Raw genomic sequence first — 13,790 nt, 5'->3', positions numbered from 1 at the left:
GAACCGGATCCGCGACGGGCGCTACACCTTCGGCGAGCGGTCGTTGCAGCTCACCCTCAGCGAGCCGGACCGGGGCGTGGCCATCCACGGGCTGGCAACCACCCACGAACCGTGACCCGCCGGCGGAGTCCGGCCATCCTGGAGCCGGAGCGCCCCCGCCGGAGGCGCAGTAACCGCAACCCCCGCAACCGCCGCCAGCTCGCCGACGCGGCCGGCGTGCGCTCCCCTACGCCGCGCGGCTCGTGGCCGCGCGGTCCGGCCGGCTGCCGGCCCACCACCACCCGGTCAATGCTGCTGTCGTTCTGCGGCGGCCCACCGGGCTCCCCGCTCTCCGCGCCAGCCGCCGGGCGTGTTGCGTGGCCGGAGCGGAGCGACAGCGGAGTGCAGGCCGCGCGCCCTGGCGGCGGCGCGTGCGGCCCGCTCAGGGCCGCCTTGATAGATGTAAGGAAAGTCCTCCCACGGCCGGTGGCCGGGCCGACCTACCTTGGCAAGATGGCGGAGTGGACCGTTTCGAGGGTCGCTGCTGGCTGGACTGGTGGGCTAATCCCGTAACCCTGCTCGGCAGCGTCGAGGTGGACATCGTGGTTACCACTGCTGACGACGGTACCTGGGAGGCAAGCGGCCACGCCGTCCTCAACGACGACGAGAATCGAGCCGGCTTCGCACTGCTTTGCGACCTCGACCCCGTCTTCACGCTGCGGTTCGCGGACAGAAGCACGATCGATGTCGTCGTGGACCCTACCGACGAGGGTCACAGCTTTGTCCTCACCGAGTACACCTGACGTTTCGAGAGGATCGGTCGTCCACCGCATCACCCTTCGATATGGGTGGCATCAACCAGTCGCTACAAGATCAATTTTATAGCGACTGACTCACGGTGGGTTGACGTGTCGGTGCTCGGTGCTACCGTGGTCTCCATCGAGCACGCCAGCGCGGCCTTCCTGCCGTATCGCTGAGCTCGACTTCGGAATTGCCGAGCGGCCTTCCTGCCGCTGATGCGAGTCACGTCCCGTCGGCTCTCCATCGCACCGGCCGTTGTGCCGGTCCCGGAATCCGCTAAGCGGTCCAGCACGGCCTTTCCTGCCGTCCACGGTGGCCCGGATTCGCGTACCTCGACGGGTGGGGACTGCCTGCGGCAACTCTCCGGAAGCCGACGACCAGGCACCCCACCCGTCCCGGCATCACACTCACGATCCGCAAACCGGAAGGACCTACCCCAACGGCGGTCAGTGGCTCGGCCACACATCCGCCCTCCGGCGTTAGCCGCCCTCCCCAGGCGGTGCCAGGAGACACCACGAACACCACCGACGGATACCGCTCCGGCGTCCGGTGGCTGTTCGCCCGCTGTCCCTGCCACCGCCCGAGGAGAGATTCGTGTCTGCCCTGCTCACCCTGCACCGCCCCGGCCTCGCCGACGGCCGTAAAGCTCAAGCCCTGCACCGTGCCGCCACGCCGGACTTCTTCGGCTGGCTGGAGCACACCCGCGCCGCCGCCGGCTGCACCCGCCCGATCCGCCTGACCGGCACCCTCACCGCCGTCGAACCCGGCACCGGCCGCGTGCTTGGAAAACGGCACACCGACGAGCTGCCCGACCGGACGCTGTACAAGGCGTGCGGCAACCGCCGTGCCGCCCAGTGCCCCGACTGCGCCTGGGTCTACGCCGGCGACGCCTTTCAGGTCGTCCGCTGCGGCCTGATCGGCGGCAAGACCGTCCCCACCACTGTCGCCCGGCACCCGGTCGTCTTCGCCACCTTCACCGCACCGTCCTTCGGCCCGGTCCACCACCGGCACATCCCCCGCCACACCTGCGCCGACCGGCGGCGCTGCGACTGCCGCCCGGCACCCTGCCACGCCCGCCGCACCGCCGGCACCTGCCCGCACGGGCAGCCCGCGGCCTGCTTCGCCCGCCATGACGCGGATGATCCGCAGCTCGGTCGGCCGTTGTGCCTGGACTGCTACGACCATGACCACCAGGTCGTGTGGAACGCCTTCTCCGGTGAGCTGTGGCGGCGCACCAAGCAGGCCATCGAACGCCACCTCACCGCCCTGTGCCGTCGACGCGGCATCGCCCACGTCCAGGTCGTCACCGACTCCGGCCGTGTGCGCCGGGTGCCGCCGGTGCGGGTGTCGCACGGGAAGGTCGCCGAGATGCAGCGCCGGGGAGCGGTGCACTTCCACGTCCTGTTGCGCCTCGACGGCGTCGACCCGCTCGACCGGCACGCCCTCGTCCCGCCACCGGCCGGCATCACCGCCGACGACCTCGACGCCGCCGTGCACGCCGCCGCCCGGCAGATCACCGTCACCACCCCGCCGCACCTCGACCGGCCGCACGGCTGGCCGATCGCCTGGGGCGAACAGGTCGACGTACGCCGCATCGGTACCAGCGACGGGGACGTGACCGACGGGAAGGTGGCCGCCTACCTGGCTAAATACGCCACCAAGTCCACCGAGGCCACCGGCCACTGCTCCACCCGGCTCACCCCTGACACCGTCGACGCCTACGCCGACCCCGAAGGCGACCACCTCGCCCGCCTCATCGACGCCTGCTGGCGACTCGGCCGCCCCACCCACCACCACACCAGCCGCACCGCCGCGCAGCCGGGCGACCGTCAAGGCGACCTTGACAGCAAACCGAACCCCTACGCCGGGCTGCGCCGCTGGGCGCACATGCTCGGCTACGGCGGCCACTTTCTCACCAAGGCCCGCCGCTACTCGGTCACCTTTGGCCTGCTCCGCGACACCCGCGCCACCTACCGCCGCACCGCAGACGACACCGCCGACACGATCACCGTGGGCGCCCTGGCCTTTGTCGGCTCCGGCTGGCTCACCAACGGTGACGCTCTACTCGCCAACACCGCCGCCGCCCAACACCGCGAACGCCAACGCGTCGGCCGGGAAGAACTCGCCCACGAAGCGTGGCTGACCGGGGCCGCCGCATGAGCCGAGAACTCACCCCGCGCTGGTACTCGCCCGCCGAGGTCGCCGTCCTGCTCGGCTTCGGCCTGTCCAAGGTCAAGATGAAGATCGCCACCGGCGAGCTGCGCTCCATCAAGGACGGCAAGTACCGCCGCGTCCTCCCCGAGTGGGTCGACGAGTACGTCCGCGATCAGGTCGAGCGGCAGGAGGCGGCCTGATGCCCGCACGCGCACGAGCCAACGGCGAAGGCTCGATCTTCCCCTACCGCAACGGCTTCGCCGCCTACGTCTGGGTCACCAAGCCCGACGGCAAGCGCACCCGCAAGTACGTCTACGGACAGACCCGCGAGATCGTCCACGACAAGTGGATCAAGCTGCACCAGCAGGCCAAGGCCGGGCCGGTCGCCACCCGGGTCCCGACCCTCGGTGACTACCTGACGTACTGGCACCGGGATGTGGTGCGGCCCAACCTCGCGCCGCTGACCTGCGCCACGTACGAGACGATCCTCCGGCTGTACGTGATCCCCGGCCTCGGTGGGAAGCGGCTCGACCGGCTCCAGGTGCGCGACGTGCAGACGTGGATCAACGAGGTGGCACGCGCCTGCCAGTGCTGCGCGCAGGGCAAGGACGCCCGCCGTCCGGAGGCGCGACGGCGCTGTTGCGCGCTCGGCCGGTGCTGCGGTGACACGCCGTCCGCCCGCACCGTCAAGGACATCCGGGGCGTGCTGCGCTCGGCGCTCAACCACGCCGCCACCGAGGAACTGGTCACCCGCAACGCCGCCGCGCTGGTCAAGCTGCCACCGGTCCGCCGCCGTAGGGGCCGGGCGTGGACCAGTGACGAGGCGCGTCGCTTCCTGGAGTCCGCGCGGGCCGACCGGGATCCGCTCTACGCCGCGTACGTGCTGATCCTGGTGCTCGGCCTGCGCAAGGGTGAGGTGCTCGGCCTCACCGAGGACGCCGTCGACCTGGCGGCCGGGGAGTTGTCGATCGGCTGGCAGTTGCAGCGGGTCGGCGGCCAACTGCTGCACCGCGAGACCAAGACGCAGACCTCGGACGCCATGCTCCCGCTGCCAGACATCTGCGCGGCGGCACTCGACCTCCGCCAGAGCGCGAGGAAGAACGACCGTGATCAGGCGGGCATCGCCTGGCAGGGCTCCCGGCTGCTGTTCACCACCCGCTACGGAACGCCGGTCGAGCCGCGCAACTTCAACCGTTCCTGGGACGCCCGCTGCGCCCGCGCCGGGGTTCGGAAGATCACCGTGCACGACGCCCGGCGCACCTGCGCGACCCTGCTCGTCGACCTGGACGTGCACCCGCGCGTCATCATGCAGGTGCTTCGGCACGCGGAGGTGTCGGTGACGATGGAGATCTACTCACAGGCGTCCTCGGACGCCACCCGCGACGCACTCAAGCGCCTGGGGGAGAGCCTGCGATAGCCGCTGCTGTACTCGACTGCTGTACGAATGCGTCAGGGGCCACTCTCATCGATGGAGAGTGGCCCCTGACCTCGGTCGGGGTGGCCGGATTCGAACCGACGACCTCTTCGTCCCGAACGAAGCGCGCTACCAAGCTGCGCCACACCCCGAGGCGTGCCGACAAATAGTAGCCCACCCCGCCCGGGGGTCCAACTCGGTACCCCCACCGCCCCTGGCACCCCCTGCCTGCCCTCGCGGGAGCGGTCAAGCCCAGGGCACCGTGGCTGATGTCGTAGACGATTCAGCTCGAAAGGACGGCCACACCGAGGCCCGGGCGTCGGTCACGGATCCGTGCCGACGCGCATCATCGCGCCCAGACCGGCCCGCCCGCCGGGCCTCGGACGGCCGGCGGGCGGACCCGGGGTCAGGAGGGCGAGCCGCGGGTCAGCGGGGGATCAGGGTCAGCACGCTCGCCTCCGGCGGGCAGGCGAACCGGACCGGCGCGGTCGGATGCGTCCCGAGGCCGGCGGAGACGTGCAGCCACGAGTCGGAGCCGGGCCAGCGGTGCAGGCCGCGTGCCATGGAGCGGGGCAGGCCGCAGTTGGTGACCAGCGCGCCGAACCCCGGTACGCAGACCTGACCGCCGTGGGTGTGGCCGGCGAGCATCAGCCCGAAGCCGTCGGCGGCCATCCGGTCGAGGACGGCCGGCTCGGGGGAGTGGGTGAGCGCGATCGACAGATCGGCGGTGGGCGACACCGGCCCGGCGACCGAGTCGTAGTCGTCCCGTTCGACGTGCGGGTCGTCCACGCCGAGCAGCTCGACGACCCGGCCGCCGGCCTTGACGGTGGTGCGGGCGTTGTTCAGGTCCGCCCAGCCGGCGCCGACGAAGACGTCCCGCAGCTCCTCGTGCGGCAGTTCGACGCCCTCGGTGTACTCCCGGTCGGGCAGGAAGTAGGTGAACGGGTTCTTCCAGACCGGCCCGGTGTAGTCGTTGGAACCGAAGACGAAGGCCCCCGGGAAGTCGAGCAGCGGCTGGAGGGCGTGCAGCACGCCGGGCACGGCGCCGGGGTGCGCCATGTTGTCCCCGGTGACCACGACCAGGTCGGGGTCGAGGGCGGCCAGCGATGCCACCCAGCGCTGCTTACGCCCCTGGTCGGGCATCATGTGCAGGTCCGACAGGTGCAGGACCCGCAGGGGCTCCGCGTCGGCCGGCAGCACCGGCACGTCGTACCGCCGCAGGGTGAACATGTTGCGCTCGACGAGTGACGCGTAGGCCAGGGTCGCCGCGCCGAGCGCGGCGGTCCCGGTCGCGAGCCGGAATAGTGTGCGCTTTCGCATGCCGTTCAGGGTAGTTTCACCGACCATGAGCACGCTGAAGGACCGTCTGACCGCCGACATGCGCGCCGCCCTGAAGGCGCGCGACGAGCTGACCACCTCCACGCTGCGGATGGCGCTTGCCGCCGTCGGCACCGCCGAGGTCGCCGGCAAGGCCAAGCGCGAGCTCACCGACGACGAGGTGCTCGCGGTGCTGACCAAGGAGGCGAAGAAGCGCCGGGAGGCCGCCACCGCCTTCGGTGACGCCGGCCGCACCGAGCAGGCCACGAAGGAGATCGCCGAGGGCGAGGTGCTGGAGCGCTACCTGCCGAAGCAGCTCCCCGACGCCGAGCTGACCGAGCTGGTCGCGGGGGCGCTCGCCGCGGGCGGCTTCACCGGCAAGTCGCAGATGGGCCCGGCCATGAAGGCGGCCCAGGCGGCGGTGGCCGGCCGGGCCGAGGGCGGTCGCGTCGCCGCCGAGGTACGCCGCCAGCTCGGCCTCTGACAGGCCCGGCCGCACCGACCCGCAAACGCGAAACGGGCGGGCACCCCGCGAAGGGTGCCCGCCCGTGGCGTTCGTCCGGCCGGCTCAGCCGCCGGAGCGGCCCGGCGGTCGGCCGGGGGTGTTCGGCGGCCGGTTGTTGTTGTCGGGCGTCGTGCCCGGGGCGGTGCCGCCGCCGGAGCTGATCTGGATGGTGACCACGCCGCCCTTGATGGTCCGGCCGTCGGGGCTGGTGCCGGCGGCCTTGCCGGCCGGGCAGCTCGACGGGACCTTGATGTCGGAGATGACCGCGTCGAAGCCCTCCGCCTTGATCCGGGACTTCGCCTGCTCCGGGTCGAGGCACTTCACGTCGGGGATCCGGCGCTGGTCGCCCTCGGAGATCTTCTTGCCCGGGGGCTCGAAGTTCTTCCGGTCCTTGCCCTTCATGGCGTCGCGCAGCGTCTCGTAGACCGGCGGGTTGATGCCGTCCTTCTGGTTGTGCTTCATCTTGACGTTGGTCTGCGGCCAGTCCGGGTCGGCCATGATGCCGGCCACCGCGTACTGCTTGGTCATCGCGACCAGGGCCGCGCTCTTCTCCGAGTCGGTGGTGCCGGACTTGCCGGCCACCGGCGCGTCGACGATGCCCCGGACGTTCGCCGCCGTACGGCTGCCGCCGCACTTGGTGGTGGAGGAGTTGTCACCGACCGGGCAGCGGGCGGCGTCGACGGCGGCACGGGCCACCTCGGTGCTGACCCGCTTCTCGCAGCGCGGGTTGGCGATGTCGAGCTTCTTGCCCTCCGGGTCCTTGATCATCTGCACCGGGATGGGCTCGCAGTACCTGCCGTCGGCCGCGAGGGTGGCGTAGGCGTTGGCCAGCTCCAGCGGGGTGGTGTTCGAGACGCCCAGGGTGAACGCGCCCCAGTCGTGCGCGGCCGCCTTGTTGTTGGCCCAGTCGTTCTCCTTGGTGACCCGGAACTGGATGCCGAGCCGCTTGGCCACGTCGACCACGTTCTCCGCGCCGACCTGCTGCTGGAGCGGCACGAAGTACGTGTTGATGGAGGAGGCGAAGGCGCTCCACATGTTCTGTACGCCGCCGGCCTTCTTGCCGGAGTTGGTCGGGCAGTACTTGTTGGTGCCCGGGCAGGCGGCCGGGCTGCCCGCCTCGACGATGTATTCCGACTTGAAGGCCTGCGGGGCGTTGATCGTGTAGCCGAGCGGGATGCCCTTCTCCAGCGCCGCCACGATCGTGAAGATCTTGAAGGTCGAGCCGGCCTGGTAGCCCGTGATGCCGTCGCCGCCGGTGAGCAGCGGGTTGACGGTGTTCGGGTAGTTGCCGAGCTTGCCCTTCTTGCGCTGCTTGGGGTCGCTGTGCGCCTTGTTGACCGGCTTCTTCGGGTCGTCGAGCTTGAAGTTGCGGTTCACCGCCAGCGCCCGCACCCGGCCGGTGCCCGGCTCGAGCACCGCCACCATGGCGGCTTCCTTGCTCTTCTCCGACTTGGCCTTGCGGACGGCCTTGTCGGCGCCCCGCTGGGCCTGCGGGTCCAGGGTGGTGATGACCGTGTAGCCGCCGCTCTTCAGCCGCCGCTCCCGGTCGTACGAGGTCGAGCCGAACGTCTCCTGCTGCATCCACCAGCGGTAGAAGTAGTCGCAGAAGAAGCCCCAGCCCTTCTCGTTGGTCGAGACGCAGCCGTTGGGGGCGCGCTTGCCGGTGACCACGAGCTTGGTGGCCTTCGCCGCGTCCGCCTCCTGCTGGGTGATGGCGGCGGTCTCGACCATGTTCTGGATGACGTAGTTGCGCCGGGCGAGGGCCGCCGCGTGGCCGCTCTTGGTGGTCGGGTCGTTGGTGCTCGGCGCCTTCACCATGCCGGCGAGCATGGCCGCTTCCTCGAGCTTCAGCTTGCTCGGCGGCTTGTTGAAGTAGACCTGGCTGGCGGCGTAGACGCCGTACGCGCCGTTGCCGAACGCGGCGATGTTGAGGTAGCGCTCCAGGATCTCGTCCTTGGAGAGCTCCTTGTCGATCTGGATCGCGTAGCGCATCTCGCGCAGCTTCCGGGCGCTGGTGTCCTCGGTGGCCGCGACCACGTCCGCCGGGTGGCTCGCCGAGTAGGCGATGGCGAGCCGGACGTACTGCATGGTCAGCGTCGAGGCGCCCTGCTGGCTGGACGCGTTGGACTGGTTGTTGACGAACGCCCGGGCGATGCCGTTGAGGTCGACGCCGTTGTGCTTGTAGAAGTCGTGGTCCTCGGCGGCGATGATCGCCTTCTGCATGACGGGCGCGACGTCGGCCAGCTTCACGTCGCGACGGTTCTCGTCGTACATGGTCGCCAGCGGGGTCTTGCCGTCGGAGGCGAGAAGGTAGCTGATCTGCGGCGCGCGGGCCACGGTCAGCTCCTTGGGCAGTGCGCCGAAGGTCTCGGCGCCGGCCTTCGCGGCCAGTCCGGACATCGCCACTGCGGGGAAGGCCGCTGCCGCGACCACCACGCCGGCCAACAGGCCACAGATGAGTAGCGATGCGGCGTTGGTCAGCACATTGTGGTCACGTTTCCGCATCCAGGTCACCTCGACAGGGTACGCGAGTAGGGAACGAGGGGCGCCGGGGCGTTCTTTCCCCATTTCCTGCGCGCGCCGACCTCGTTGTGCTAAACGCACGACCCCCGGTGAGTGGTTGCGTGAATCCGCCGCCGAGTTTCCCTCCTGACGGAGGGGGCCCGCAGCGTTTTCACGTACCCCGACGGGGTAACCGGCGGTCGCGAAGCCCGGGAAGCCGGGAGTGTCCGGAATGATGGATTTCGCCGACAACGTTGCGTAATCAGGCGACTACAGAGCATGATGGTGGCGGCGACAGCGCCACATGTCGTCCGTGCCGCCTTGGGGAAGGCGGGCAGGGCGATCGGGGGGATTGCCGGCTGGTCCGCGACGGGGTCGGTAGGTACTGCAAGGGGGGACGTGTACAGATGGGCATGATCACTGACTGGCCGTCGCTGGCGGCGTGTCAGAACGGGGACCCGGACGCGTTGTTCGTACAGGGCGCCGAACAGAACGTGGCGAAGCGGATCTGCCGGAGCTGCCCAGTTCGGTACGAGTGCCTGGCCGACGCGCTGGACAACCGGATCGAGTTCGGAGTGTGGGGCGGCATGACCGAACGCGAACGCCGTGCGCTGTTGCGCCGTCACCCACAGGTGGCGAGCTGGCGCAAGATGTTCGAGGCCGCGATGAAGAAGAACGCCAAGGACAAGACCGGCAAGGACAAGATCCTCGTCACCACCGCCGGCTGAGCACCGTCACGGCCGGCTGATCGCCGCGCCGATCGTCCGCAGCCCGTCGACGTCGTGCACGTCGGCGGGCTGCGCCGTCACCGACACCGCCGGCACCGCCGGGAACGCCTCGGTGAAGCGGGCCGCCACCTGCCGCTCGCGTACCGCCTGCTGGGCCAGCGCCGCGTGGGCCCGCAGCACGTCGACGGTGCCCTCGTGCCCGCCGAGGCCGGCCAGCCGCTCCGCGGCGGCCAGGCTCTCCGCCGCGTCGAGCCCGGGCACCGCCGAGCGGTGCACCCGGTTGAGCACCAGGCCCGCCAGCGGCATCTTCTCCTCGCGCAGCCGGCCCGCGAAGTAGGCGGCCTCCCGGACCGCGTCCGGCTCCGGCGCCGCGACCAGCAGGAACGCCGTCTCCCGCGCCTGGAGGATGCGGTACGTCTGCTCGGCGCGCTGCCGGAAGCCGCCGAACATCGAATCCAACGCGGCGACGAAACCGGAGAGGTCGGTCAGCAACTGGGCCCCGAGCACCTTCTGCACGACCTTGGAGAACATCCCGAACGAGGCCGTGACCAGGCTGAACATGCTCCGCCCGCCGGTACGCGCCGGGGCCAGCAGCAGCCGCAGCATCCGCCCGTCGAGGAAGCGGGACAGGCGGGCCGGTGCGTCCAGGAAGTCGAGCGCCGAGCGGGACGGCGGGGTGTCCACCACGATCAGGTCCCACTCGCCCCGGGCGTGCAACTGGCCCAGCTTCTCCATCGCCATGTATTCCTGCGTGCCGGCGAAGGTCGAGCTCATGGCCTGGTAGAAGGGGTTGGCGAAGATCTCCGCCGCCTTCGCCGGGTCGGTGTGCTGGAGCACCACGTCGTCGAAGGTGCGCTTCATGTCGAGCATCATGGCGTGCAGCTCGCCGCCGCTGGCCTCGACGTCGATCCCCTTGACCTGGCGGGGGGTGTTGTCCAGCTCGGTCAGCCCGAGCGACTGGGCCAGCCGGCGGGCCGGGTCGATGGTGAGCACCACCGTGCGCCGGCCGTGTCGCTCCGCGGCGCGCAGCGCGAGCGCGGCGGCCGTGGTCGTCTTCCCCACCCCGCCCGCCCCGCAGCACACCACGATCCGGACGCCCGGATCGGCGAGGATCTGGTCGACGTCCAGCTGCGGCGCCGCGTCTTCGGAAGGCACCAATCGAGCGTATCGGGCCGGGTCGGTCCGTGCGCCCGGGCCGGTCGCAGGTGTGAGTCAATCCGCCCGGACGAGGGTCGCGGCGAGCTGGTCCAGGCCGGCCCGGTCCACCCCGTCGGGCAGCAGCGGCAGCTCGGTCATCGGCAGCCCAAGCTCCACCAGGTCGGCGCGGAGCGAATCCTCCAGCTCGCGGCGGATGGCCTGGTCGCGCGCCTCGGCGACGAGCCCGGCCACGGTGTCCCGGTCGGTCGGCAGCCCGGCGGCGCGCAGCCCCCGCTCCAGCTCGGTGGCGGCCACCACCCGCCCCGCCGGCAGCGGGGGCCGGGCGCCGTTGACGATCACCCGCCCCACCGGGAAGCCGAGCTGGGTCAGCTCGGCGATCGCGTCGACCGTCTCCTGGACCGGCATCTCCTCCAGCAGGGTGACGACGTGCACGGCGGTGATCGGGGAGCGCAGCAGCGCCGCGACCCCCTCGCTCTGGGTCTTGATCGGGCCCACCTTGGCCAGCCGGGCCGTCTCGGCGGTGACGTTGAGGAACCGACCGATCCGCCCGGTGGGCGGCGCGTCCAGCACCACCGCGTCGTACGCGCGCCGCTGGCCGACGGTGCGGGTGGTCGCCTCCTTCACCTTGCCGGTGAGCAGGACGTCCCGCAGGCCCGGGGCGATGGTGGTGGCGAAGTCGATCGCCCCGAGCTTGCGCAGCGCCCGGCCGGCCGCACCGAGCTTGTAGAACATGTCGAGGTACTCCAGCAGGGCCTCCTCGGCGTCCACCGCCAGGGCCCGCACCTCCCCGCCGCCCGGCGCGTCGGTCAGGTGCCGCTCCTCGTACGGCAGCGGATCGGTGCCGAAGAGTTGGGCGATGCCCTGCCGCCCCTCGACCTCGACCAGCAGCGTGCGCCGGCCGCCGGCGGCCAGCGCGAGGGCCAGCGCCGCCGCGACGCTGGTCTTGCCGGTGCCGCCCTTGCCGGTCACGACGTGGAGGCGGGCCGGCCACTGGGTGCCGGCCGGGTCGGCCGGCGACTCTGCTGCTCGCACCCGTCGAGCCTATCCAGGCCGTGGGCTCAGGCGACCTCGCAGACCCACCAACCCGTCTTCTTCACCACGGTGAACCGCAGGTCCTGGTCGGCCACCTTCTCGTCCGCGGTGGTCATGGTGACCTTGGTGGTGACCATGGCGCGATCCCCGGTCTGGTTGTCCACCTTCGGGGTGCTCCACCGGAACCGGGGGTTCTGGTGGGCCGAGATGTGCTTCTCGACCTCGGCCACCTTCGCGGCGATCTTCTTCTCGTCCCGCGACGAGGAGCAGACCAGGCCGGCCGCCCGGTCCGCGTCGCGCTCCTGGTAGACGGCCTTGAGGAATTCGTCGACCGCGACCGTCGGCTCCTTGGCCCCCGTACCGCTGTCGGCGTCGCGCAGCGTCAGGAACGCGACGACGCCGCCGCCGGCGCAGAGCAGCAGGACCACGGCCAGGGCGATGGAGGCGATGAGCACGCCGCGCTTCTTCTTCGGCGCGGCGGGCGGCTGGTAGGGCGGGTACCCGGCCGGGGCCGGCGGGATCGACGGGTCCGGGGCGGCGGCCGGGCCGGGCGGAGGGGCGGCGGCCGGGCCGGGCGGAGGGGCGGCAGCCGGGCCAGGTGGGGTGGCCGGGCCGGACGGGGTGGCCGGGTAGGGCGCGGCGGCCGGACCGGATGGGACTGCCGGGCCGGGTACGGCGACCGGGTCGGGAGCCGCCGGGGAGCCGGGCTGGTCGGCCGGCGGTCCGACGGGACCACCGCTGGGTGGTTGGGTCATCTCATCCCCCGGGTTGCGGCGTCGCCGCCTGACCGGGCGACGAGCGTGATCGAGCTGGCGGCGAGCCGGCGGAGCGCCCGTCCGACCGGAAGGGTAACGGTCGGTTCCCCGCTCCGGGGGGCGGCGGGTGCCGTCAGGTTCCTTACCGATGGTGTGTCGCATATGTGACTTTGGGTGATCGTCTGTGCGCGTCCGGTTGGCGTGGCTGTCGCCGCCGACCTACGTTCTCAGCGGCGCGGGGGGCGGGCCGGGCGGAGGGTCCGGACCGCGAGCGATGACCTGACCAGGTACGACGTCCGGAGGCAAGGCATGCGCGACGTGGACAACATTCCTCGGGCCCAGTTCCCGGTGGGCGACCGGGCGCGGCGGCCCGGCTTCCCGGGGGAGACCGAGGGCGGCGTCGGCCTACCCGTCAACGAACGGTCGTACCGGCGGCTCGCCGAACCCGTCGAGGTGGTGCCCGTGCCCGCTCGGCCCGGAGCCCGGGACGAGGAGGAGCCCGGCTTCGTCATCCACCTGCCGATCCGGGTCGCCGACCTGAGGGCGGCCACCGCGCTGGCCGGAACGGTCGCCACCTCGCTGAGCTTCCTCAACGAGCTGGACGCCGGCGAGACCACCGTCTCCAGCACCGACGACCAGAACAACCGGCACCGGGTCTTCTGCGACCTGCTGCTGCCGGACCGCTCCCGCTGCCCCCAGCCGTACGAGCACGGCGGCTCCTGCGGGGAGGTGCCGGCGCCCCCGGAGCAGCGTCCCGTGCCCCGCCCGTCCGCCGGACCGTAGGCTGTGCGTCGAGAAGTCGAACTCCAGCCAAGGGAGCCCTCCACCTATGCAGAAGTGGGAATACTCCACGGTCCCGCTGCTGGTCCACGCGACCAAGCAGATCCTCGACAACTGGGGTGAGGACGGGTGGGAACTCGTCTCCGTGGTTCCCGGTCCCAACCCGGAGCAGCTCGTCGCCTACCTGAAGCGGCCGAAGGCATGAGCAACGGTCCGCACGCGAAACTCGCCGAACTCGGGCACACGCTGCCCGAGGTGACCCCGCCGTTGGCCAGCTACGTGCCGGCCGTCCAGTCCGGGCAGCACGTCTATGTCTCCGGGCAGCTGCCGATGGTCGAGGGGAAGCTGCTCGCCACCGGCAAGGTCGGCGCCGGCGTCTCCGCCGAGCAGGCCAAGGACCTGGCCCAGCAGTGCGCGCTCAACGCGCTGGCCGCGATCGACTCGCTGGTCGGCCTGGAGAACGTCGTCAAGATCGTCAAGCTGACCGGCTTCGTCGCGGCCTCCTCCGGGTTCACCGCCATCCCGGGCGTGATCAACGGCGCGTCCGACCTGTTCGGCGCGGTCTTCGGTGAGGCCGGCCGGCACGCGCGCAGCGCCGTCGGCGTGGCCGAGCTGCCCCTGGACGCCCCCGTCGAGGTCGAGGTCGTCGTCGAGGTCTCCTGACC

General features: G+C 71.4%; 14 protein-coding genes, 1 tRNA gene and 1 pseudogene. 10 read left to right on the top strand and 6 right to left on the bottom strand.

Annotated elements, in window-relative coordinates; all coding sequences use genetic code 11:
• The 5 genes and pseudogenes from AB0B83_RS10830 to AB0B83_RS10810 form a co-directional block, all read left to right on the top strand.
• Positions 1-94: pseudogene (locus tag AB0B83_RS10830) on the top strand (aldose epimerase); the annotation flags it as partial.
• Positions 95-500: 406 nt separating this feature from the next.
• On the top strand, positions 501-782 hold the full coding sequence (locus AB0B83_RS10825) for a hypothetical protein (protein WP_132238501.1): 282 nt from the start codon (positions 501-503) through the stop codon (positions 780-782).
• Between the two features lie 592 nt (positions 783-1,374).
• Positions 1,375-2,940, top strand: coding sequence for a replication initiator (locus tag AB0B83_RS10820; RefSeq protein WP_357577966.1), 1,566 nt, complete (start codon positions 1,375-1,377; stop codon positions 2,938-2,940).
• A complete protein-coding gene (locus AB0B83_RS10815) occupies positions 2,937-3,134 on the top strand; it encodes an excisionase family DNA-binding protein (RefSeq protein WP_357577965.1) in 198 nt (65 codons plus the stop codon). Before AB0B83_RS10820 ends, AB0B83_RS10815 begins: the two co-directional genes overlap by 4 nt.
• Positions 3,134-4,351: a site-specific integrase gene (locus AB0B83_RS10810; protein WP_357577964.1), complete on the top strand. Its 1,218-nt coding sequence runs from the start codon at positions 3,134-3,136 to the stop codon at positions 4,349-4,351. The genes AB0B83_RS10815 and AB0B83_RS10810 overlap by 1 nt, the downstream gene beginning before the upstream one ends.
• A gap of 75 nt (positions 4,352-4,426) precedes the next feature.
• Here AB0B83_RS10810 and AB0B83_RS10805 read toward each other — a convergent pair.
• Both AB0B83_RS10805 and AB0B83_RS10800 read right to left on the bottom strand, forming a co-directional pair.
• Positions 4,427-4,500 (bottom strand) — tRNA-Pro (locus tag AB0B83_RS10805).
• Positions 4,501-4,774: 274 nt separating this feature from the next.
• Positions 4,775-5,668, bottom strand: coding sequence for a metallophosphoesterase (locus AB0B83_RS10800; protein ID WP_357577963.1), 894 nt, complete (start codon positions 5,666-5,668; stop codon positions 4,775-4,777).
• A 25-nt stretch (positions 5,669-5,693) separates the two neighbouring features.
• Between AB0B83_RS10800 and AB0B83_RS10795 the strand changes: the two genes are divergently transcribed.
• Positions 5,694-6,149 carry a GatB/YqeY domain-containing protein gene (locus AB0B83_RS10795; protein ID WP_132238537.1) on the top strand — a complete coding sequence of 152 codons (456 nt, stop codon included), beginning with the start codon at positions 5,694-5,696 and terminating at the stop codon, positions 6,147-6,149.
• 84 nt (positions 6,150-6,233) lie between these two features.
• On the opposite strand, the gene AB0B83_RS10790 is transcribed toward AB0B83_RS10795, so the two are convergent.
• Positions 6,234-8,675 carry a penicillin-binding protein gene (locus tag AB0B83_RS10790; RefSeq protein ID WP_357577962.1) on the bottom strand — a complete coding sequence of 814 codons (2,442 nt, stop codon included), beginning with the start codon at positions 8,673-8,675 and terminating at the stop codon, positions 6,234-6,236.
• A 404-nt stretch (positions 8,676-9,079) separates the two neighbouring features.
• Between AB0B83_RS10790 and AB0B83_RS10785 the strand changes: the two genes are divergently transcribed.
• Positions 9,080-9,400, top strand: a complete 321-nt coding sequence (locus AB0B83_RS10785) for a WhiB family transcriptional regulator (RefSeq protein WP_132238543.1) — start codon at positions 9,080-9,082, stop codon at positions 9,398-9,400.
• Positions 9,401-9,406: 6 nt separating this feature from the next.
• Here AB0B83_RS10785 and AB0B83_RS10780 read toward each other — a convergent pair whose 3' ends face one another.
• The 3 genes from AB0B83_RS10780 to AB0B83_RS10770 are packed head-to-tail and all read right to left on the bottom strand — an operon-like array spanning position 9,407 to position 12,345.
• Positions 9,407-10,558 carry an ArsA-related P-loop ATPase gene (locus AB0B83_RS10780; RefSeq protein WP_311413228.1) on the bottom strand — a complete coding sequence of 384 codons (1,152 nt, stop codon included), beginning with the start codon at positions 10,556-10,558 and terminating at the stop codon, positions 9,407-9,409.
• Positions 10,559-10,612: 54 nt separating this feature from the next.
• Positions 10,613-11,590, bottom strand: coding sequence for an ArsA-related P-loop ATPase (locus AB0B83_RS10775; RefSeq protein WP_357577961.1), 978 nt, complete (start codon positions 11,588-11,590; stop codon positions 10,613-10,615).
• Between the two features lie 26 nt (positions 11,591-11,616).
• The gene (locus AB0B83_RS10770; RefSeq protein ID WP_357577960.1) at positions 11,617-12,345 is read right to left on the bottom strand and encodes a hypothetical protein; all 729 of its coding nucleotides are present in this window, start codon (positions 12,343-12,345) and stop codon (positions 11,617-11,619) included.
• A gap of 309 nt (positions 12,346-12,654) precedes the next feature.
• Between AB0B83_RS10770 and AB0B83_RS10765 the strand changes: the two genes are divergently transcribed.
• From AB0B83_RS10765 to AB0B83_RS10755, 3 genes are read left to right on the top strand one after another with little or no spacing between them, the layout of a single operon-like run.
• Positions 12,655-13,128, top strand: coding sequence for a hypothetical protein (locus AB0B83_RS10765; RefSeq protein ID WP_357577959.1), 474 nt, complete (start codon positions 12,655-12,657; stop codon positions 13,126-13,128).
• 46 nt (positions 13,129-13,174) lie between these two features.
• On the top strand, positions 13,175-13,330 hold the full coding sequence (locus AB0B83_RS10760; RefSeq protein WP_018222171.1) for a DUF4177 domain-containing protein: 156 nt from the start codon (positions 13,175-13,177) through the stop codon (positions 13,328-13,330).
• The gene (locus AB0B83_RS10755; protein ID WP_357577958.1) at positions 13,327-13,788 is read left to right on the top strand and encodes a RidA family protein; all 462 of its coding nucleotides are present in this window, start codon (positions 13,327-13,329) and stop codon (positions 13,786-13,788) included. Before AB0B83_RS10760 ends, AB0B83_RS10755 begins: the two co-directional genes overlap by 4 nt.
• Positions 13,789-13,790 lie beyond the last annotated feature (2 nt).

The organism is Micromonospora sp. NPDC049060 (genome assembly GCF_040649055.1).
Taxonomy (GTDB): Bacteria; Actinomycetota; Actinomycetes; order Mycobacteriales; family Micromonosporaceae; genus Micromonospora; species Micromonospora reichwaldensis.
The sequence above is the reverse complement of the archived record's forward strand: the minus strand, read 5'-3'. Positions and strand labels throughout refer to the sequence as shown.

Bases quoted from the DNA above. Each gene is read 5' to 3' on its own strand.
- AB0B83_RS10815 (WP_357577965.1), top strand. From the start codon at position 2,937: ATGAGCCGAGAACTCACCCCGCGCTGGTACTCGCCCGCCGAGGTCGCC.
- AB0B83_RS10810 (WP_357577964.1), top strand. From the start codon at position 3,134: ATGCCCGCACGCGCACGAGCCAACGGCGAAGGCTCGATCTTCCCCTAC.
- AB0B83_RS10800 (WP_357577963.1), bottom strand. From the start codon at position 5,668: ATGCGAAAGCGCACACTATTCCGGCTCGCGACCGGGACCGCCGCGCTC.
- AB0B83_RS10795 (WP_132238537.1), top strand. From the start codon at position 5,694: ATGAGCACGCTGAAGGACCGTCTGACCGCCGACATGCGCGCCGCCCTG.
- AB0B83_RS10790 (WP_357577962.1), bottom strand. From the start codon at position 8,675: ATGCGGAAACGTGACCACAATGTGCTGACCAACGCCGCATCGCTACTC.
- AB0B83_RS10785 (WP_132238543.1), top strand. From the start codon at position 9,080: ATGGGCATGATCACTGACTGGCCGTCGCTGGCGGCGTGTCAGAACGGG.
- AB0B83_RS10770 (WP_357577960.1), bottom strand. From the start codon at position 12,345: ATGACCCAACCACCCAGCGGTGGTCCCGTCGGACCGCCGGCCGACCAG.
- AB0B83_RS10765 (WP_357577959.1), top strand. From the start codon at position 12,655: ATGCGCGACGTGGACAACATTCCTCGGGCCCAGTTCCCGGTGGGCGAC.
- AB0B83_RS10760 (WP_018222171.1), top strand. From the start codon at position 13,175: ATGCAGAAGTGGGAATACTCCACGGTCCCGCTGCTGGTCCACGCGACC.
- AB0B83_RS10755 (WP_357577958.1), top strand. From the start codon at position 13,327: ATGAGCAACGGTCCGCACGCGAAACTCGCCGAACTCGGGCACACGCTG.